The sequence below is a fragment of the Streptococcus oriscaviae genome, assembly GCF_018137985.1.
In the GTDB taxonomy this organism is placed as follows: Bacteria; Bacillota; Bacilli; order Lactobacillales; family Streptococcaceae; genus Streptococcus; species Streptococcus oriscaviae.
The window spans coordinates 2,030,722-2,050,650 of sequence record NZ_CP073084.1 but is presented as its reverse complement, the minus strand read 5'-3'; the positions used below and the strand labels follow the sequence as shown (position 1 = coordinate 2,050,650).

The 19,929-nt window shown below is 46.6% G+C and carries 20 protein-coding genes and 1 tRNA gene; 4 read left to right on the top strand and 17 right to left on the bottom strand.

From position 1 onward, the window contains the following. Positions 1–108: 108 nt before the first annotated feature. Genes INT76_RS10300 through ybeY form a run of 4 tightly spaced genes read right to left on the bottom strand, consistent with a single transcriptional unit; the run spans position 109 to position 2,749 of the window. Positions 109–900: an alpha/beta fold hydrolase gene (locus tag INT76_RS10300; RefSeq protein ID WP_428843977.1), complete on the bottom strand. Its 792-nt coding sequence runs from the start codon at positions 898–900 to the stop codon at positions 109–111. 51 nt (positions 901–951) lie between these two features. After that, positions 952–1,851: a GTPase Era gene (gene era, locus INT76_RS10295; RefSeq protein ID WP_212570528.1), complete on the bottom strand. Its 900-nt coding sequence runs from the start codon at positions 1,849–1,851 to the stop codon at positions 952–954. A gap of 18 nt (positions 1,852–1,869) precedes the next feature. Next, positions 1,870–2,271: a diacylglycerol kinase family protein gene (locus INT76_RS10290; protein ID WP_212570526.1), complete on the bottom strand. Its 402-nt coding sequence runs from the start codon at positions 2,269–2,271 to the stop codon at positions 1,870–1,872. Continuing rightward, positions 2,252–2,749, bottom strand: a complete 498-nt coding sequence (gene ybeY, locus INT76_RS10285) for an rRNA maturation RNase YbeY (protein ID WP_212570524.1) — start codon at positions 2,747–2,749, stop codon at positions 2,252–2,254. Before ybeY ends, INT76_RS10290 begins: the two co-directional genes overlap by 20 nt. Positions 2,750–2,881: 132 nt before the next feature. On the opposite strand from ybeY, the gene INT76_RS10280 reads away from it, so the two are divergent. Next, entirely contained in the window at positions 2,882–3,688 is an 807-nt protein-coding gene (locus tag INT76_RS10280) for a MurR/RpiR family transcriptional regulator (RefSeq protein ID WP_212570515.1), read from the top strand. Positions 3,689–3,790: 102 nt separating this feature from the next. Here the strand turns inward: INT76_RS10280 and INT76_RS10275 are convergent, their stop codons facing one another. From INT76_RS10275 to INT76_RS10215, 13 genes are all read right to left on the bottom strand, one after another. Beyond that, complete coding sequence (locus INT76_RS10275; protein ID WP_212570513.1) at positions 3,791–4,762, bottom strand: alpha/beta fold hydrolase; 972 nt, start codon at positions 4,760–4,762, stop codon at positions 3,791–3,793. A gap of 12 nt (positions 4,763–4,774) precedes the next feature. Beyond that, complete coding sequence (locus INT76_RS10270; protein ID WP_212570511.1) at positions 4,775–5,659, bottom strand: ROK family protein; 885 nt, start codon at positions 5,657–5,659, stop codon at positions 4,775–4,777. Between the two features lie 9 nt (positions 5,660–5,668). Continuing rightward, entirely contained in the window at positions 5,669–6,589 is a 921-nt protein-coding gene (locus INT76_RS10265; protein ID WP_212570509.1) for a dihydrodipicolinate synthase family protein, read from the bottom strand. Then, positions 6,586–7,257, bottom strand: coding sequence for a YesL family protein (locus INT76_RS10260; RefSeq protein ID WP_212570507.1), 672 nt, complete (start codon positions 7,255–7,257; stop codon positions 6,586–6,588). Before INT76_RS10260 ends, INT76_RS10265 begins: the two co-directional genes overlap by 4 nt. Positions 7,258–7,317: 60 nt before the next feature. After that, positions 7,318–7,770: a NanQ anomerase/TabA/YiaL family protein gene (locus tag INT76_RS10255; RefSeq protein WP_212570505.1), complete on the bottom strand. Its 453-nt coding sequence runs from the start codon at positions 7,768–7,770 to the stop codon at positions 7,318–7,320. Between the two features lie 62 nt (positions 7,771–7,832). Continuing rightward, a complete protein-coding gene (locus INT76_RS10250) occupies positions 7,833–8,663 on the bottom strand; it encodes a carbohydrate ABC transporter permease (RefSeq protein ID WP_212570503.1) in 831 nt (276 codons plus the stop codon). Between the two features lie 12 nt (positions 8,664–8,675). Then, positions 8,676–9,563: a carbohydrate ABC transporter permease gene (locus INT76_RS10245; RefSeq protein ID WP_212570501.1), complete on the bottom strand. Its 888-nt coding sequence runs from the start codon at positions 9,561–9,563 to the stop codon at positions 8,676–8,678. Between the two features lie 247 nt (positions 9,564–9,810). Beyond that, positions 9,811–11,118 (bottom strand): ABC transporter substrate-binding protein, encoded by a 1,308-nt coding sequence (locus INT76_RS10240; protein WP_212573069.1) that lies wholly within the window; start codon positions 11,116–11,118, stop codon positions 9,811–9,813. 71 nt (positions 11,119–11,189) lie between these two features. Continuing rightward, a complete protein-coding gene (locus tag INT76_RS10235; protein ID WP_212570499.1) occupies positions 11,190–11,888 on the bottom strand; it encodes an N-acetylmannosamine-6-phosphate 2-epimerase in 699 nt (232 codons plus the stop codon). 271 nt (positions 11,889–12,159) lie between these two features. Beyond that, the gene (locus INT76_RS10230; RefSeq protein WP_212570497.1) at positions 12,160–12,867 is read right to left on the bottom strand and encodes an HAD family hydrolase; all 708 of its coding nucleotides are present in this window, start codon (positions 12,865–12,867) and stop codon (positions 12,160–12,162) included. Between the two features lie 48 nt (positions 12,868–12,915). Further along, a complete protein-coding gene (locus INT76_RS10225; RefSeq protein WP_212570495.1) occupies positions 12,916–14,655 on the bottom strand; it encodes an ABC transporter ATP-binding protein in 1,740 nt (579 codons plus the stop codon). After that, the gene (locus INT76_RS10220) at positions 14,655–16,382 is read right to left on the bottom strand and encodes an ABC transporter ATP-binding protein (RefSeq protein ID WP_212570493.1); all 1,728 of its coding nucleotides are present in this window, start codon (positions 16,380–16,382) and stop codon (positions 14,655–14,657) included. Before INT76_RS10220 ends, INT76_RS10225 begins: the two co-directional genes overlap by 1 nt. A 306-nt stretch (positions 16,383–16,688) precedes the next feature. Continuing rightward, positions 16,689–16,761, bottom strand: a tRNA-Thr gene (locus INT76_RS10215). Positions 16,762–16,906: 145 nt separating this feature from the next. On the opposite strand from INT76_RS10215, the gene INT76_RS10210 reads away from it, so the two are divergent. Genes INT76_RS10210 through INT76_RS10200 form a run of 3 tightly spaced genes read left to right on the top strand, consistent with a single transcriptional unit; the run spans position 16,907 to position 19,649 of the window. Then, the gene (locus INT76_RS10210) at positions 16,907–17,380 is read left to right on the top strand and encodes a ferrous iron transport protein A (protein ID WP_212570491.1); all 474 of its coding nucleotides are present in this window, start codon (positions 16,907–16,909) and stop codon (positions 17,378–17,380) included. Continuing rightward, on the top strand, positions 17,377–19,539 hold the full coding sequence (feoB, locus tag INT76_RS10205; RefSeq protein WP_212570489.1) for a ferrous iron transport protein B: 2,163 nt from the start codon (positions 17,377–17,379) through the stop codon (positions 19,537–19,539). The genes INT76_RS10210 and feoB overlap by 4 nt, the downstream gene beginning before the upstream one ends. Then, the gene (locus tag INT76_RS10200; RefSeq protein ID WP_212570487.1) at positions 19,521–19,649 is read left to right on the top strand and encodes a FeoB-associated Cys-rich membrane protein; all 129 of its coding nucleotides are present in this window, start codon (positions 19,521–19,523) and stop codon (positions 19,647–19,649) included. Before feoB ends, INT76_RS10200 begins: the two co-directional genes overlap by 19 nt. Positions 19,650–19,929: the final 280 nt, after the last annotated feature.

The following is a 19,929-nucleotide window of genomic DNA, read 5'->3' as shown; positions in this document are numbered from 1 at the left end:
CCCAGATAAATGGTTATTTCCTTTCACAGAGTCCTAGGTGTGTTCGATTCACACACCTTTCTGGCTAACCTTTCTAATAAAAATCTCAACAAGGGTAACGGGCTGTATTCAATCGTCAAATCGTCTTAAGGTAGCAGGAAATCGATCATCCTGCAAAAAATACCGGACTAACTGGATATGACTTTCAACATCACCAAAGAGCCAAGCATGTCCCTTGTTAGGATAATAGGCGCATTGACTCTGACTGTTTGTGTGTGCTAAAAGCTGATGTGACTCGTGAATTGTCTCTGACTCCTTACCCCCTGAAACAAAAAAGACAGGATTACTAAAGTCTAAATTAACATGGAGCAGATTGGCCTGAGACATGGCACGCCGAAAGGATTTCCGTGAAACGCTTTGTAAATCCGAAACAAAGGTTTGACAATCTTGTTCAGAAACGCCATCTTCCCGCATCATTTTAGTCATCAGATTAGCAGCCAGCTTGGTGTTCTTAAACAGCGACATGAAATAAACCGCCGCAATGACTCTACGATAGCCCTTGATAGGCTGATGGGCTGCCCCATCCACTATCACCCGATCAAATAAGTCGGAGTGCTTCTCTAATAGTTTAAAAATGAGACTGCCACCCAAAGACAAACCAACTAGGTGCGGTTTCCCGTGAGATCTATTCTTAATCGTCTCCACTAGAAGCTCCGCAACATCGTCAAAAGTGGTCCAGTCTACCTCATGACTCTCCCCATGACCAGGTAAGTCAAGCGTGATGCAATGAAAATCACTTTTTAAGCTTGCAACATGATGCCTCCACATCCTGCCGCTTGAACCCGAAGCATGTAAAAAGACAATTGTTTTAGTATTTTGCTGTCCGCTTTCATCAAGAAATAAATGAGGTGTAACTGCCATAACCATCACCTTTGAAATCAGAAAAGCCCCAACCAACTTGTCCTCTCAGCCTTAATATTCCTTCTTACTATACCCAAAGTCTGCCAAATCTAGCTTTTTATCCCGCCAGTTTTTCTTGACCTTGACCCAGGTTTCGAGGAATACTTTGTCGCCCAGCATGAGCTCGATGTCGCGTCTAGCCATGGAACCAATTTTCTTGAGCATGGCACCTTGTTTGCCGATGATAATGCCCTTTTGGCTATCGCGCTCCACCATGATGGTCGCACGGATATGCACCTTGTCTGTAAATTCATCGCGTTTCATAGACTCGATCACGACTGCTACTGAATGAGGCACTTCCTGCTCGGTCAGTTTGAGTACCTTCTCCCGAATCATTTCAGACACCAAAAAACGCTCTGGGTGGTCAGTGATTTGATCCGCTGGGAAATACTGAAAACCTTCCTCTAGATTTTCCTTGAGAATGTCCATGAGGCGGTTAACGTTATTGCCTTGAGTGGCAGAGATGGGTACAATCTCCTTGAAATCCATCTGGTGACGGAAATCTTCAATTTGCTCAAGAAGCTGGTCTGGATGTACCTTGTCAATCTTATTAACGACGAGGATGACCGGAACCTTGGCTGCTTTGAGCCGCTCCATAATCATATCATCTCCCTTGCCCCGCTTCTCATCCGCAGGCACCATAAAAAGAACCGTGTCCACCTCACGCAAGGTACTGTAAGCAGATTCCACCATAAAATCACCCAAGGCTGTCTTGGGCTTGTGGATACCGGGCGTGTCAATGAAAACAATCTGTTCTTCATCCGTTGTATAAATCCCCATAATCTTGTTACGGGTTGTTTGAGCCTTGTCGCTCATGATGGCAATCTTTTGCCCCATTACATAATTGAGGAAGGTTGACTTCCCTACATTTGGACGACCCAAAATCGCCACAAAACCTGACTTAAATGTCATGTATTCTCCTTAAAATTTCTAAAAAATCAAGTTCCAAATCTTTGGAAGAAAAATCAGCATACCAACTACAAGAGCAAAGCCTGATACGAAAAGAACTGCGCCTGCAGCCATATCTTTGGCATTCTTGGCCAGCATGGAAAAATGGTAGTCTGACGCCAAATCAACTACATTTTCAATAGCCGAGTTGAGGATTTCAAAGGCGATAACCAGACTGATGCTGAGCAGCAAAAAGAGCCACTCCGTCATGGATACACGAAAAATCAAGCCTGCAATCAATGCCAGAATAGCAGAAACCACATGCTTCTTCATATTGCGTTCTTCCTTAAAGGCCGTAAACAGACCTGTCACCGCAAACTCAAGACTGGCAATCAGATCTTGGTTTTTCCATTTTCGTTTTGAATTATTGTCGCGTGAGTCCATAAGCTGTTAATATCTCTTCCTGTAAGCCAAACATTTCTGCTTCTTCTTCAGGTGTATAGTGATCATAGCCATTGATATGCAAGAAACCATGCACCGCTAGAAAGCCCATTTCCCGTTCGTAACTATGTCCGTAGTCTGCCGCCTGCTCCCTTGCCTTGTCAATCGAGATAAAGAGTTCACCGATATAGGCATCAAAGTCCTCTAACAACTCTGCCAAATCAGGATGATTCTCTACATCTTCTTCGTCAAACACAATGGTTTCTTCCGGCTTGTACTCCAAACTGACCACATCTGTCGGTCGGTCTATCCCCCGATACTCCAGATTGACCTCATGCACACGCGCATTGTCCACAAAGGTTACGGCCATTTCCTTGTTTTCTTTGCCAATTTTTTGCGCCGCAAAGTCAAGCAGACCCCGAATCTGGCTCTGCATCTGCTCAGAAACCTGGCCTGTTTCATCAATCATTTCAATATACATCTTGTTCACTCTTCTTTCTTGGCTTTATTATACCATAAGATAAAGGAAAAAGGGGAATTTCCCCCGTTCAAAAGTCTAGTCCAAGTCTGCCAAGTATGGTACAATGAACCTATCAAGAACGGGAGAAAATCCATGTCAAGCCATCAAAACATCAACAATCTCATCGAAACCAATCTCGACCAGATGACCAAGCTAGAAAAGAGCATTGCCCAGTATTTCATCAGCTTGGATAACTCTACAACCGACCTATCTCTGGAAGCCATGGTTCAAGAACTTCATGTTTCTCCATCCGCCCTGACACGTTTTGCCAAAAAATGCGGTTTTGCTGGTTACAGGGAGTTTGTCTTTGCCTACCAGTCCAATCAGCGCTTTCTGAAAAATAACTTTGAAAATATCCACCGCAGTCTGACCAAGCGCGTCCTTGTCGACTACAACGAAATCCTCGGCATGACCAACAATATGGTTGATGAAAACAAGCTGGAAGAAATTGCCCGCCTGATTGACCAAAGCAAACGAGTCTATTTTTACGGTATCGGCAGCTCAGGTCTGGTAGCCATGGAAACCAAATCTCGCTTTATGCGGCTAGGGGTTATCTGTGATGCTGTTACGGATGACAACAATCTGCTGTGGACTACGAATATTTTAGATGAGTCCTGTCTGGTTGTGGGACTTTCACTGTCAGGCCAAACTGAAATTGTCATGGACAGTCTTTCCAAGGCCGCACATAAGGGAGTTCCTACTGTTCTGCTTACCTCCCAAGCCTTTGAACACGAAGACTATGATCATACCATCCAAGTTGCCTCTGTCCGTCACCTCAACTATGGCAACCGGATTTCTCCTCAAATCCCCCTTCTTATCATGATTGACATCCTATACGCCTACTTTTTGGCTATTGACAAAGAGAAGAAGGAAAATATTTTCAAACACACGATTGTTTAGTAGAAAAACAAGAAGCTGGACAGAAAGTCTTAAAATAGTAAAACGCATAAAATCAAGTTCTCAGGAATCCTTGATTTTATGCGTTTTTTCTGTAAACCGTCCTTATATTTTGGTTAAAAACTTAGTTCCAATCAGGGTATCAAAAACATAGTCATTGACCTTGACATTCAGTGCATCATGACCGTAGTCTGGAAGGATTTTGATTTCCTTAGCCCCGGTCAAACGGTTGTAAATAGCAAACTGTGTGGAAGGTGGACAGACACTATCTTCTAGCGCAACCACCATAGCCACTGGGCATTGGATGAGGTGGGCCAGGTTTTTCACGTCGATATAGGACAGACTTTGTAAGAAAATCTCTTCTGTATCATGGAAGGGATCTGAATATTTAAAATAACGGAAAAGCTCGTCATAGGCTTCGCTGGTATTGCCCAGCTCTAAAACGCGCTTAAAATCTGAAAGGAAGGGATAGATAGCAAGGGTCTGGCTAATTTTAGGATGGAGGGCAGCCGCAACCAGTGCCAAGGCTCCGCCCTGAGAAGCTCCGTAGCTAATCAATCGACTTTCGTCAACAAAGTCCAAAGAAGAAATGATCGTAATCAGCTGATAGACGTCTAGGTAAACATCTTTATAGAAAAGAGCCTCCTTACCTGTCACGGCACCTCGGATGACCTGTCCTTTTACCGTCATGCCTGCAAACTGGCCTAAGTCGCTCGACCGACCCGCTTGTCCACGCACATCCATACAGACAACACCATAGCCTGCCGCAACAAATTTGAGGTTTTCCGACCAATCAGGGCTCTGCCCTTGATAGCCATGGAAGTAAAAGAGAACAGGTACAGCTTGCTCCGACTTAGGAAAGAGGCACTTGGCAAAGACCCTTGAGCCGTTGGTTCCTGCAAAAGTCAGTTCATAGCAGTCAAGCTGAGCTAATCCAACCGCCTTTTCCTTTAATTCATAAGTAGGGTGAGAGGGCAATTCTGCCTTTTGTTTTTCCCAAAACGCATCAAAGTCTGCCGGTACCTCTTGACGGCCGCGATAGCCCCACATTTCCTCAAGCGACATGGTGTCAATCATCTCAAACCTCCCTTATCCCTGCTTTTGTCTGAAGTGGTAGTAGGCCCCCAACATGCCCGCATTGTTTTCATGGTGGGCAAAGGCAAGTCTTGTTTTTTCAGCAATACTAGAAACCAGATAGCGCCGAAGGCTAGCTTGAATTTTCTCAGCCAGATAGTCTTTTTGCGCCATAATACCTCCGCCTAAGATAACCACTTCTGGATTCGCTACATAGCAAATGTTGGCAATGCCCTGCCCCAGATAGTCAGCCAGACGGTCAATCCCTTGAATGCAGTGAGAATTTCCCCGCTTGGCTTCTTCAAAAATCCGATAACCTGACCAAGCAGCAGCCTCTTGCCCATGGAGTTCTGCAACATAATGAACCAAGGCTGTGGTAGAGGCCAAATCTTGAAACGCACCATCTGCCAAATGGATATAGCCAACCTCGCAGGCTGAATTACTGAAGCCGTGGAAAATTTGCCCATCCACCAACAGACAGCCTCCAATGCCTGTACCGATTGTCAGGCATAGACTAAGGCGACTGCCCTGACCTGCTCCGGATGTGCCTTCAGCTAGGCCAGCACAGTTGACGTCATTTTCAATTTCACAAGGAAGGCCAAATTGTGACTCAATTTCTGCCTTAAACCGGGTTCCTGCATAGTTGGGAATCTGCGGACCAGAGTAGAAAATTTCCCCCTTGTCCGGATCAACCATCCCTGCTGAGGACAGGCAGACACCTGCAAGTGGGCCTTGAGTCAGATGGCTTGCCACCAAATCCTTGACCGTCGCCAAAATATGCGGGCCACCCTTGTGGGCTTCTGTATCCATCTTCTCCTGTTGAAGGATATGCCCATCTTTATCAATCAAGCCATACTTGATTTGCGTTCCACCAATATCAATCGCCAGATACCGTTTCATAGCGTCCTCCTAGCCAATAAAGTCCTTTTTGGTCTGTGTGATTAAAGCCGCTGCTTCTCGAGCCAAGCTCAAGTCAGCCTCTGTTAGTCCTGTCAGAGGTTCCCGAACAGAACCGATGTCCAGTCCGTCATTGAGGCGAATAACTTCCTTGATAACGGCGTACATATGACCGTAACCAGCCGTTAACTTCCCAATAATGTCATTGATTGCAAACTGGAGTTTGCGTGCTTGCTCCAAGTCTTTTTCAGCAATCAAGCGATTCAAGTGGAGGAAGAGTTCCGGCATCGCGCCATAGGTACCACCGATACCGCCTTCTGCCCCCATCAAGCGTCCTCCTAGGAATTGCTCATCAGGGCCATTAAAGACGATGTAGTCGTCGCCTGCCAAACCTGCAAAGGTCTGAATATCCTGAACAGGCATAGAGGAATTTTTCACCCCGATGACCCGAGGATTTTTAAGCATTTCCTTGTAGAGATTGGCTGTTAAAGCAACTCCTGCCAGTTGCGGGATGTTGTAAATGACAAAATCGGTATGTGGCGCCGCCTGACTGATACTGTTCCAGTAGGCAGCAATCGAGTGTTCCGGCAGGCGGAAATAGATAGGCGGAATCGCCGCAATCGCATCTACACCCAACGCTTCAGAATGTCGTGCTAATTCTACACTGTCACGCAGATTGTTGCAGGCTACATGGTTAATGATGGTCAACTTGCCTTTAGCAACAGCCATTACCTCTTCCAAGACCAATTTTCGATCTGCAACGCTTTGGTAAATACACTCACCTGATGAGCCGTTGACATAAAGGCCCTTAACGCCCTTGTCAATAAAGTACTGAGTCAAGGCACGCACACGCTCTGGACTAATATCACCTGCCTCATCATAGCAAGCATAAAAGGCTGGGATAACTCCCTTGTATTTGTCTAATTGTTTCATAATAGTTCCTTTGTATCATTCTGTTTTTCATACCTGATGAGAATCTTGTCCAAGACTCTCAAAAAGAGATAGGTTAAGCTGGCATAGCCAAATAAGATGAAAGCTGATAGGGTGAGAAGCAGACTCAACCCAGATAGGGACAGCAAAACGACTAAGCCCCCCATTGCCAACAGCACCAGTAAGGTCACTGGCAGATGGACACCTGCCAAGAGTAAGGACTGTTTCAACAACTGCCCCAAAGGCATGGCATAGCGGGCAGCTAATGGATAAAGATAAACCCAAATGAGCTGACTGAGAATGAGAATCCCATAACAGACCACTCGTAAGAGTTGAAAGATGGGATCTGTTTGCCCCTGAATCAAGTAGAGATCAAAAAGACAAAAGCCTGTTATCCCAAGTTCCAGCAATCCTAAACCTAGACCTTCTCGCCAGTTCTTCCTAAACTCCCTAAAGTACAGGGAGACGACCTTTATTTTCTGCGACTGATTGAGCTCTCTCAAACAGGCTATCAGGCTCAGCTTGGCAATGCCAAGAGTCACTAAGGGTATACTCGTCACGATGAATAGCAGATTGAGTAAACAGAGATCAAATCCCCGTTCTGCTAAACGAAGCATTGGATTGTTCACATCAAAAATGGATTGTATCAACTGACTTGTTTTCTTTTGCATCTTGTTCGTCCTGTCTTTTTTTCCATTTTATCATAGGGATAGGCGGCTTTCAAGCACCGCTTATCCCTCAGCCATGCGAACCTTCATGACGCATTTTTTGACCCTGACATCCCCTCCCCCAAACTGGTTGGGTTGATGGGCTTCGCCAGGAAAAAAGAGAGCTGCCATCCCCTTTTCAAGTGGAAGAGCTATCTCTTTTTCACAAGTGACAAAACCAAGGTCTGTGTCTGCATCATAGGTTGCTTGATCCTTATCCCAGCCGTATAGGCACCTTTCGACTCCCTCTAAAACCAGATGAATATCTGCGTAAAGCTGATGGTATTCAAAGCGCTCCGGCCTCTCCTGACTCAAGAGATTGTCCTGAATAAAGAAGAAGACCTTACCCTCCTCCACTTCATACTGGCCAGGGTCTAGCTTGGCCAAATCTTTTCGAGCCAAATAATCCAGAGCAAGTGCCAGATTCGGGTGAAGCGACCGGTAGTTGCCCACATTTTCTATACTATCGTAAATCATACGTCCTCCAAAAGCTGAAAGAAGAGCAAGGCGCATCGCCTGCCCTTTCCTTCGTAGTGTAACTAACCTTTGACAGCTCCCATGGTAATCCCTTGGGTAAAGGATTTTTGGAAGACAAGAAAGACTGTAACAATCGGAACTGCTGCAAGAGCTGCTCCTGCCATGATTAGGCCATAGTTAGTAGCCATTTCTGCCTGCATGGTCGCAACCCCAAGAGAAATGGTCAAGTTTTGACGAGAGGTCAGCATGACCAGCTGCATAAAGTAATCATTCCAAGAATTGATAAAGGTAAAAATCGCCAAGGCTGCAAATCCTGGTTTGACAATCGGAAAGGCGACATTCCAGAAAGTGGAAATCTCTCCGCAACCGTCAATCTTGGCAGACTCCAAAAGCTCTGTCGGAATATTCTCCGAAAACTGCTTCATCAAGAAGACACCGAAGGGCCATCCGACCAAGGGCAGGATAACCGCAGCAAGCGTATCATGAATCCCCATAAAATTGACAATCCGTACCAGAGGAACTAGAACAACCTGCTTGGGCAGGGCCATGGCAGCGATAAAGATGGAGAAGAGTATCTTTTGGCCGTAGAAACGTTTTTTAGCCAATACATAGCCGGCCAAGGAGGAGGTCAAACATACCAAGACCATGGTCGTCAAGGAAATGAAGACGGAATTCCACAGCCATTGCAAGGCTGGGTTTTGCACAGTTAGCTTGGTAAAGTTTTCCAGAGTTGGCTGGGTTGGCCACCACTGAGGCGGAATGACAATGGTGTGGGGTTGTGACTTGAAGGCACCCGTCATAATCCAATAAAATGGAAAGATGAATAGAATGGTCAAAAGGAGCAAGATAAGGGTTGTAAAGATACTAAAGGGTGTAATTTTTTTCTTTTTCATACCGACTCCTTTCTAGTATTCTACATCGTTGCCCAAAATCTTAAATTGGGCAAAAGAGATAAGCGCAATCATCACTGCCAGAAAGACACCCATGGTATTGGCATAACCATATTCTGACAACTTGAAGGCTTTTTCGTATAGGTAGTACATGAGGGTTGAGGTTGAGTAGTTTGGGCCTCCAGAAGTTAAGAGCTGAATCAGCGCAAAACACTGGAAGGAGTTGATGGTGGTGATGACCGCGATATAAAGAGTTGTCGGCAAAAGGCTCGGCCATTTAATCTGCCAGAAAACCTGATATTCGTTGGCACCATCCACCCGCGCAGCTTCTACCAAGGAATTATCAATATTTCCAAGGGCTGCGATGTAGAGAATGATGGGCTGACCGACCGAAGTCGTCAGCAAGATGATGATAATGGCCAGAAGGGCCCACTGTTTGTCCCCAAGCCAGCTGATGTTCTGCTCGATAACACCACCTGATTTCAAGACAAAATTGAGGATACCGGATAGAGGATCGTAAATCCACTTCCAAACCACCGTTACCGCAACCGAACCGGTTACCACTGGTAGGAAAAAGACCGCCCGATAGAAGGAACGTGCAATGACATTTTTTTCGTAGGTTTGCGATGCCACAAACACAGAGAACAATACAACGACCGGAACGGATCCTACTACAATAATCAGTGTGTTAATCAAGGATTTGATAAAGATCGGATCCTTGAACATCCGCACATAATTATCAAGGCCAACAAAGGTGAAATCTGTCATCGTGTAGTTAAAAAAGCTCGTAACAAATCCCATCACCATTGGGGCCAATACAAAAACGGTAAAGAAAACCAGAATTGGAGCTAGAAATGTATAGGATACAATGGTCTCTCTCATTCTTATTTTATTTATCTGCACAGTTAACACCTCTATTCCTGCAGGAATTTCTCATCCTACTCTCCATGGCTGCAAGGAGTGGTTCTGATTTCATTGACCAAAACCATCCTCGGCCATCTGAGAGGATTACTCAATGAACATCACATCTGGCTTGAAAACAAAAACTGGAGTTTGCAAAGACCAACCTTTGATGTTCACAGAGTATAAAAGCTCCCTTTCTTTCATCTACTCTATTCGACTGGGAAAAGGAGCATGCGTTTAATTTTGATTATTTAATGGTCGCGTTTGCTTGCTCAGTGAATTCTTTGAGGGCTGGTTCAGCTTCTTTTTCGCCATTTGATACAGCTTGAAGCATTGGGAACCACAATGTTCTCATCTCAGCGAAGCCATCAATTGTGTTGTAGTATGGTGAGTAGTATTGAGTCCATTCTTCAATCATGGCCATACGGTCAGTGTCATACAATGAACCAAAGGAGGTACGAACTGGGAATGCACCTGTACGAACAACGTTCTTAGGTCCCCACTCCTTGTCATCTGCGATGAATTGGACAAATTTTTTAGCAGCCGCTACTCTTGCTTCATCGCCATTGTTAAAGACTGCAAAGCCGTTCACAAGGTACTCAAGCGCAGCTTTTCCATCTTCAGATGGGAATGGTACTTCCACCACTTCTACACCAGACGCTTCGAGAAGTTGTGCTTGGATACCATTTTGAGATGGTGCCCAAAGGATGGTGTAAGAGGTTTGACCGTTTGCGAAGTTTTGAATGTCATCGCCACCTGCGTATTGCGAACCGTTCATCATGTAGCCATCTTTGATCCAGCTTGCTGCTTTTGCCAAAGCTTTTACCATCTGCTCAGAGTCAGTAGTATACTTGGTGACAGCTTCGTCTGTAATGCTTCCGCTATATAGGTTTGCCAAGAAGGCACGAGTACCTTGGTCACCACCTTGACCATTGGAGAAGAGAGAACCTGGGTTGTAGCCCTTGTCTTTCAAGGCCTTGATTACTTTTTCAAAGTCATCTGTTGTCCAGCCATCTTTTACAAGGTCAAGTACCCCTGCGTCTTCCAGCATAGCCTTGTTCAAAGCCATGTAGAATGGGGCAGAGCTGATTGGGTACATGTAGGCTGTATCTCCTGCCTTGGAAGCTTGGATGATGTTGTCATTGTTGACATCCTTGACAAACTCATCTGTGAAGAGGTCATTAAGGTCAGCCAATTTGCCATTTTTTCCGTAGGTAATAATCCGACCCGGTGCATCAAAGAGTACATCTGGTGCTGTTCCTGCTTCGATTGCTGTCGTAATCTTTTCTGGCCCAGAAGTAAAGTCGATGGTTTCTAGCTTAACTGTGATGTCCGGGTTTGCCTTTTCAAAGGCTTCGATGATTTTCTTCTCGTAAGTGCCTACACCATCTTCAGTCTTTTCCTGTGTGAAGACTGGGAAGGCCCACCAAGTGATTTCTGTTTTCCCAGAAGAGCTGGTCTCGGACGATTCAGTCGTGGAACTGCCGCCACTGCTACATGCTGCGAGTGACAAGACTGCCACACCAGCCAACAACGAATGCATGATTTTTTTCATCATTCTTCTCCTTTTATTTTAGATGATAATTGTTCCCCGAAGGGAGGTTTTGACAGATTGATGAGTGAGGCCTAGTCCAAGGCACGGATAAAGCGCTCTGCAATTTCTTTTGGACGGGTAATAGCCCCTCCGACTACGATACCAGCAACCCCCAAGTCGTTGATTAGCTTGGCTTCAGCTGGATAATGAATCTTTCCTTCAGCGATAACATCGACACCTGACTGTACCAGCTGTCTTATCAATTCTACATCTGGCCCTGGCTCCTGACGGCTATAAGAGGTGTAGCCTGAGAGGGTTGTTCCGATGAAATCAATCCCCGCTTCATAGGCTGCCATCCCTTCTTCATAGGTCGAAATATCCGCCATAAAGAGCTGGGCTGGGTACTTGGCGATGATTTGGGCGATGAAGTCCTTAATGTCAAGGCCATCAAACCGCTCCCTCTTGGTACAATCCAAGGCAATCACTTCAATATCAAGAGCAGCCAATTCATCCACTTCTCGCATGGTTGCGGTGATGAAGGGCTCTTGCGGAGGATAATCCCGCTTGATGATACCGATAATTGGTAGGTCGGTAACAGACTGGATTTCCTGAATATCTCGAACACTGTTGGCTCGGATACCGACGGCCCCCGCCTCCTCAGCTGCCTTGACCAAGAGCGGCATCACTCCGCCTTTCTCACTGTAAAGCGGCTCCCCCGGAAGGGCCTGACAAGAAACGATAATCCCGTTTTTTATCTGCTGCTTCAATTCTTCTTTGCTTATCTTTGCCATCCTTTCACTCCTTTCACGGAAAATTTTATCAAAGACAGCGCTTACATTTATTATTATAATCTATTAAGTTGATTTTTCAATAGGTTAAAAGCATTTAGGTTTTAGTTTCTAAAAAAATGTTGAAGAGGAGATTTTTGAAAATACTTTTAATGCATCCTCTTTTGCATAGAAGTAGTTTTATTGGGATAGACCGATTTATATGAGGCAGAATCATGGATCACACAAGCTGCGGAGAATGACAGACTGGGAAACCTATAAAAAAACAGCCCCTTTAGGACTGCTGATGAAGTTGCTGAAGACTAGATAAAAGATTGAATCGCTCGCTAACGACTTTATCTGGTTGGTAGGGGCTGACTGGAGCCGTACGTCTGCGGTGGTTGAGCCAAACTGCCTGCCAGCCGGCTTCCTTGGCACCGATAACATCATTTTCATAGGAATCCCCCAGATAACAGAGGGCATCCCCACTCCTGCTCAGCCTTTCTTCCATCAATCGAAAAATCCTGACGCAAGGCTTGCTGACACCGACCTGCCCCGAAATCAGGATATTTTTCTCATCAATCCAGCGCGTAAGGTTCATGGACTGAATCTTGCGGAGCTGATGAAGATGAGGGCCGTTGGTGATAACTCCCAGTTCAATCCCTTCTTCTTGACACCAGTCAAAAATCGCTTCAAATTCTGGACTGAGGGTCAGGCGACCTTGGTTGGTCTGATAGGTCTGCTGAATAGCCATGGCCGTTTCATCGCTAACCTCATAGCCCAAGTCAAGCAGGGCCATTTTCATCCGGTAAAGGTGGCTGTCCGCAAGCGACATGACCCCACTGGTTGCCGCCTCAAAAACCTCATCCGCTCGCTTCCGAAAGGCCAAATAGAGGTCATCCATCCAGACATTATCAAAGTCCAAATGCGCATTCACAGCCTGTCGAAAGGGCTGAATCTGATCATAAAGGGTATCATCTACATCAAGAATTAAAGCTTTCATAGTATGTATTATAACACAAAAGCAACCAGTCTATGGCTGCTTTCTTCATTATATCTTCTGCTGAATCTGGTGCATATGGGCATAGACGCCGCCTTGTTCAATCAAGTCCTCGTGTCTGCCACGCTCGATAATGCGGCCCTGATCCAAGACCAAAATCTGATCCGCCGTCTGAATGGTGGATAGGCGATGGGCGATGATAAAGGTTGTCCGCCCCTCTTTGACCACTTCCATGGCGTGCTGGATGATTTCCTCAGTTTCTGTATCGATATGCGAGGTCGCTTCATCTAGTATCAGAATTTTGGGATTGGAATAAAGGGTGCGGGCAAAGGCAATCAGCTGGCGTTCTCCACTGGAGAAGGCCGCACCTTTTTCAACAACCGGCTCATCAATCCCCTGCTCCAACCGTGCCAGCATAGGGCCTGCCCCAACCTTTTCAAGCGAAGCCAAGACCAGTTCACGGTCCATCTCTTGGTCATTCATAGCGACATTACTAGCGATGGTGCCGGTGAAGAGATAGGGATCTTGTAGGACAATTCCCATGTGACTGCGCAGGCTTTCACGAGAGTAGTCACGGATGTTTTTCCCATCGATTAAGACCCGCCCTTTTTGCGGATCGTAAAAGCGGTAGAGCAAGTTCATGATGGACGACTTGCCTGAACCCGTGTGGCCGACCAGAGCGACTGTTTCCCCCTTGTCTGCCTGAATGGAGATGTCCTTGAGAATGGTTTTTCCTTCTTCGTAAGCAAAGCTGACGCGGTCAAAGATGACCTGACCATCTGTCACCTGCAAGTCCTCAGGAGAGTCCGTTTCCGTTTCTTCCTCCAAGAGCTCAATCACGCGCTTGCCGGTTTCCAAAGAACGCAGGAGATTAGGGAACTGCTGAATCAGAGCCCCGATGGCAATAAAGACCCCTTCGATGTAGCTGATATAGACAAAGAGACGACCCGATGTCAACTCTGACTGCCCCTTGAGAAACTGGTAGCCCACAATGGTCAAAATCCCTGTGATAACCAAATTTTGCAAGAAGCCTGTCAGATTCCACGTCGCGATAGACTGGGCCCAGACAATCTTATTGTCTGCCTGCCGCATCTTGTCCGCAGTTGCTTCAAAGTCAGCCAAGACACGCTCCTCCTGTCCAAAAAGTTGGATCAGACTAGCACCGTTCATGGTTTCATTGACCTGCGTATTGACATCACTTCTGGCATCGTAATAGTCCTTCATAGGCTTGTCCGTCATCTTCTTATAGGCATACTGAACACCGATACACAGAGGAATCAAGAGCAAGATAACCAGCCCCAAACTGGTATTCATATAGAAGAGGATCCCAAACGTATAGGCCAGCCGAACAGTATTGTTAAACGCATAAACCAGAGTTCCATAAAATTGATTGCGCAGGGTTTCTGTATCATTGACAATCCGTGTCGCAATCTTTCCAGCAGGTTTGTCATCAAAGTAGGAAATCGGCAAACGCTGCATCACATCATAGGTACGATTGCGCAAGTTTTCCGCTATCCCATTGGCACAGTACATCAGTAAACGCATCGAAACATAAAAACCAATCGCCCCAACACCTACCATGAGCAAATAGTAGCCCAATTCCTGCAAAAAGACAGCCTGCTCAAACAAGGCTCCCTTGCTAATTGCTGTCAAAGGGCCATCAATAAGGCGCTGCAAAATTAAAGGCGCAAACCGTATCAGACCAGAAGCCAGCAAATAGACCGTCACGGAGCCTAGAAAAAGCCACTTCACATGCTTGATTTCTTTCAACAATAAGCCTAAAACTCTCATTATTCCCCTCCTTCCTGACTTTGCTGGCGTTGGTATTGCTCATAATACCAACCCTCTTGGGCTAGTAAGTCAGCAGGCGTTCCTTCTTCGACGATCCGCCCCTCATCCAAGACCAGCACCCAGTCCGCATGATTGACAGCCGACAGACGGTGGGTCACGATGACATTGGTCTTACCAGTACGTTCTTTTTGAATGTTTTGGATAATCTGGCGTTCGGTGCGAGCGTCCACTGCCGACAAGGAGTCGTCCAAGATGAGCAAGTCTGGATTGCGCAAGAAGGCCCGGGCAATAGAAATCCGTTGCTTCTGGCCGCCAGAAATGGATACGCCCCGCTCCCCAATCATGGTATCAAGGCCATCACTCATCCGCTCCAAGTCTTGAGTAAAGGCTGCTGTTGCAATGGCTTGTTCAATCTCCTCAGGACTGCTATCAACTTTCCCCAGAGCAATATTTTCGCCAACAGACTTAGAAAAGAGGATATGTTCTTGAGGAACGTAGCCAATCTTGCCCTCAATCGAAGAACGTTTCACCTCTAAAATTGGCTGACCATTGATACGAAATTGCCCCTGACCGACTGGATACTGACGGAGCAATTGGCGGACGAGGGTGGTTTTCCCTGCCCCTGTTTTTCCAACAATTCCTACCGTTTGTCCAGCCTTCAGTGTCCAGTTGATGCCTGTAAGGCTCTGCCGTTCGGCCTGTGGATAGCTAAAGCTGTAATCCTTGAAGGAAATACTTGCCAGCTCTGCTATTTCCCCAGAACCATCCGCCTCCAAATCATCGCCTGTATCAATCAGCTCCTGCAACTTCTCAAAGGAAGTCTTACCCGTCTGATAGACCAGGATGAAGTCAGCCAGCATCCAGAAAGGCTCAAGGAGTGAGCTAACATACAGTTGGAGGGCAATAACCTGCCCCAGACTGATGTCGCCCTTCTGGAGGGCATGGGCTCCCAAGAGGAGCACAGCTGCATTGGACAGCCCCAGAAAGACAGAAGCCAAGGGAGCATAGACCGATTGGAGGGAGGTAATACGGTTCCCGCCCTTAGCCAGCTCGCTGGTTCGTTTCTGAAAACGCGCCTCCAAGGTCGCCTTCTTGCTGTACGCCCGAGTAACCCGAATCCCTTCTACCACTTCCAAGACCTCGGTATTGAGGTTGGCAACCGCTTCACGGTTTTTTTCAATGGCCTCGTCCTGCATGCGTCCAAAAACAACAATACAGCCCGCCATAGCCAGCATGGGCAGAATAGCCCAGAAGGAAATCTTCCAGTCCATCAGAAACATGGTCGGAATGATAAAGGCCAGCATGCCTCCTGAATAGACGACAATCATCAGCCCATACCCCACCATGTCCATCAGCCCATCCGCATCCGTTGAAAAGCGGGTCATGATGTCGCCCGAACGGAATTTTTCATAAAAAGGCGTCCGCATGACCACCATCTTACGGAAGGCCCGCTGCTGCATCTCAAACTTAAAGTTAATCGAAGCCTGAAAAAGCTTGAGGTGCCAGATAAAGGCCATCCCATAGTTGAGCAGGCTGACCAAAAAGAGCATGGTCATATCCTGCACCAACCGCCCTTGGGTCAAGCCCTGACTGGCTAAAGTGTCCACCATCCGCTGAATAATCTGGGTTGGCACCAAGAGGGTCGCATCGTAAATAATCAAGGTCACCGCAACCAACAAGTAGAGCCACTTATGCCTGCGGACATAGTTAAAAATTAAAGCAAACATCTTTTTCTATTCTTCTCTCTTTCCAATCTCCAAAAAAAGCACACAAAAAACCCAGGAAAGAACAAACTCTCCCGGGCCCCTCAAGTCCGCAAAAAGAAACTAAGCTCGTATCTTAGAAAGGAGTTTGTTCATATAAATTGACAAATCGTTTACTAGCAACATTGTATTGTTCATGATAAGGCTCCTTTCTTTTTTATCTAACCCCTATTCTAACATAAAGAAAAAGTATGTCAAGCAGGTTTCGTGAATTTCTCACAAATTTCTTTTTTGGGGATGAAAAAAACAGCCCCGAGGGCTGTCTGATAATGCTAGTTGCCGGGATTGAACCGGCGACCTCATCCTTACCATGGATGCGCTCTACCGACTGAGCTAAACCAGCAGTACCTATCTAGTATATCTTATAAGAAATCATCTGTCAAGATATTTTTTTCAAAAAGAGGATTTTCATACCTAGAATTGTCTGACATTTTTAAGAAAGTATGCTATACTAGATTGAGCATCTTTCTTGACAAAGGAGATAAGATATGAAATTAGATTCGTTAGCAATCGGAAAAGTTTATCGTTTGGTGGACTGCCAACTTGGAGAAGATATTCGCAAGCACCTAAGCCATCTAGGACTCCAGACAGACAGTACCCTTCGCTTGATTTCCAAAACCAAAGACAATGCCATTATTCAAGTCAAGGCCAGCCGATTAGCCCTTGATAAGGCCATTATAGAGGCATTAACCCTAGTTGAACACGACCAAGACCAAAGCCACTTGCCGCTTTCTGACCTCAAGGTCGGAAAACAAGCACAGGTGGTAGAGATTTGCGCTACCGGCGCCCTCAAGCGTCGCCTGATGGATATGGGATTGACCAAGGAAACCAAGCTCTATCTGAAAAAGGTTGCACCGTTAGGCGATCCGATTGAAATCACTCTGCGAGGCTACGAATTGACCCTACGGAAGTCCGAAGCGCAAATGGTGCGCGTCCAAGAACTCGGGGAGGATACAAAATGACCACTCACATCGCCCTAGCCGGCAATCCCAACAGCGGAAAAACCACCCTCTTCAATCTCCTGACTGGAGCCAACCAGCGGGTCGGCAACTGGCCAGGTGTCACCGTCGAGCGCAAGTCCGGCCAGTTGAAAAAAGACAAAACCCTCGTCCTTCAAGACCTACCGGGTATCTACTCCCTGTCGCCCTACACACCTGAAGAGAGGGTCGCAAGGGACTACCTGCTCAGTACCGAGCCAGCCCTCATCCTCAACCTTGTAGATGCGACCAACCTCGAGCGCAACCTCTACCTGACCCTGCAACTGATTGAAACTGGTCTGCCTCTGGTCTTGGCCCTAAATATGAGCGATGTTCTCGCCAGTCAAGGCCGCTCCCTTAATCTGGAACTTCTCTCCTATCATCTAGGGATTAGCGTTGTGGCTATCAGTGCCGTCAAAAAGACAGGCATGCCCACCCTTTCGCAGACCATCTACCGTGACCTAGAGCAGCCAAAGGTACAGCCCTTCCCCCAATATGACAAGCAGATTGAGGCAGCTCTCGCCCAAATCATGGACTTCTTGCCGCAGGACATCCCTGCTCACCAACAACGCTTCTATGCCATCAAGCTTCTTGAAAAGGACGAAGGCATCAAAACCCGTTTGAATTTAGGCGAAGAGGCACAGGCGGAAATTGCAGACATCATCTCCATTGTCGAAAAACTCTACAACGACGAATCGGATGCAATTATGGTAAACCAGCGCTACCAGTTAATCGAAACCATCGCACAGTTGGTAGAAAAGGAAGCCGGATCTGGCTTTCATCTGTCTGATAAAATTGATCAAATCGTCACCAACCGTTTTTTGGCCCTGCCGATTTTTGCTGCGGTGATGTGGCTGGTCTATTTCCTTTCCATCCAAACCGTTGGTACTATGGGAACCGATTGGGTCAACGAGGTTCTGTTCGGAGAACTGGTGCCCAACTTTATCGAAAACGGCCTTCAAACACTAGGAGTTGAGGACTGGCTTCAATCCTTGATTTTAGACGGTATCGTCGCTGGCTGTGGAGCTATTTTAGGCTTCGTTCCTCAAATTTTCGTCCTCTTTTTCTGTCTGGGTATCCTAGAAGATATTGGCTATATGAGCCGGATTGCCTTTGTCATGGATCGGATTTTTAGACGCTTTGGCCTGTCTGGCAAGTCCTTCATCCCCATGCTTATTTCTACCGGCTGTGGTGTTCCGGGCGTAATGGCCAGCCGTACGATTGAAAGTGAGGCTGATCGAAAAATCACCATCATGACAGCTACCTTCATGCCCTGCTCAGCCAAACTGCCCATCATCTCATTAGTCGCAGGTGCATTCTTTCCGGGCAACCCCTGGATAGCACCAAGTGCTTATTTCGTCGGCATGGCTGCCATTGTCCTATCGGGTGTAGCCCTTAAAAAGACCAAGCAGCTGGGCGGTGTCGCCAGCCCCTTCATCATGGAGCTTCCTTCCTATCACCTTCCTCAGCTGACCAGTGTCTTGCGCTACTCCTTTGATAAATCACTTAGTTTTATCAAGCGGGCTGGAACCATCATTTTTGTGACCAATGTCATCATCTGGTTTACCAGCTCCTACAATTGGGCCCTGCAGATGGTAGAAACCGACCAAAGCATTCTAGCTTCTCTAGGTAGAGGCCTGGCCTTCTTCTTTGAACCACTGGGCTTTGGCAACTGGCGGGCAACTGTGGCTGCGGTGACCGGTCTTTTAGCCAAGGAAACCGTGATTGCCACCTTTGGTATTCTCTATAAACTAGGCGAAACGACCGAGGAAAACCCTGAATTGTGGAGCCAGCTTCAGAATGATTACACAGCCCTTTCCGCCTATGCCTTCCTCATCTTCAACCTCCTGTGCGCTCCTTGCTTTGCCGCTATCGGAGCCATCCATCGCGAGATGGGAACAGCTAAGTGGACTTGGATAGCTGTTGGTTTTCAGACCCTCCTAGCCTACTGTGTCAGCCTCACTTGCTACCAACTAGGCTCTGTACTCTTCTATCAGCAACCCCTCAGTTTCTGGACCATAGCCTCCCTCTTAATACTCGTCCTTGGACTGTACCTGCTTCTTAGAAAGCCGCAGCAAGACCTGCCGATTGTCCGTCTTCATCAATTAGAAAAAGGAGAACTTGCATGGCCACCATCATCCTAGCCAGCCTGATTTTTCTAAGCTTCCTTCTTGCCGTCCGCAGCCTCATAAAAGACAAGGGTGCCTGCACAGACTGCAGCTGCGATTGCCCCATCAAAGAAGAGATGGACTAAGAAAAAGCTCTAAGCCACTGCTCGTATGAACAGGACTTAGAGCCTTTTTTCATTTCCATCAATTTATACTCAAAGAAAATCAAAATCAGACCAGCTCCAAAGGTTTGGGGAACCTTTGGAGGTTGGAGATAAGGCCAACAAAGTTCGTGTCAGCACGATGTCAATCCCTGCTATTTTTCTTTTAAGGATAGCAGGCTGAGGCTGGGCATTAAGTCCAACCTCGTTTATTAGGGTTCGTGATAACACTTTGACGCAGTGGTTGATTGTCAGATTTGTTCGT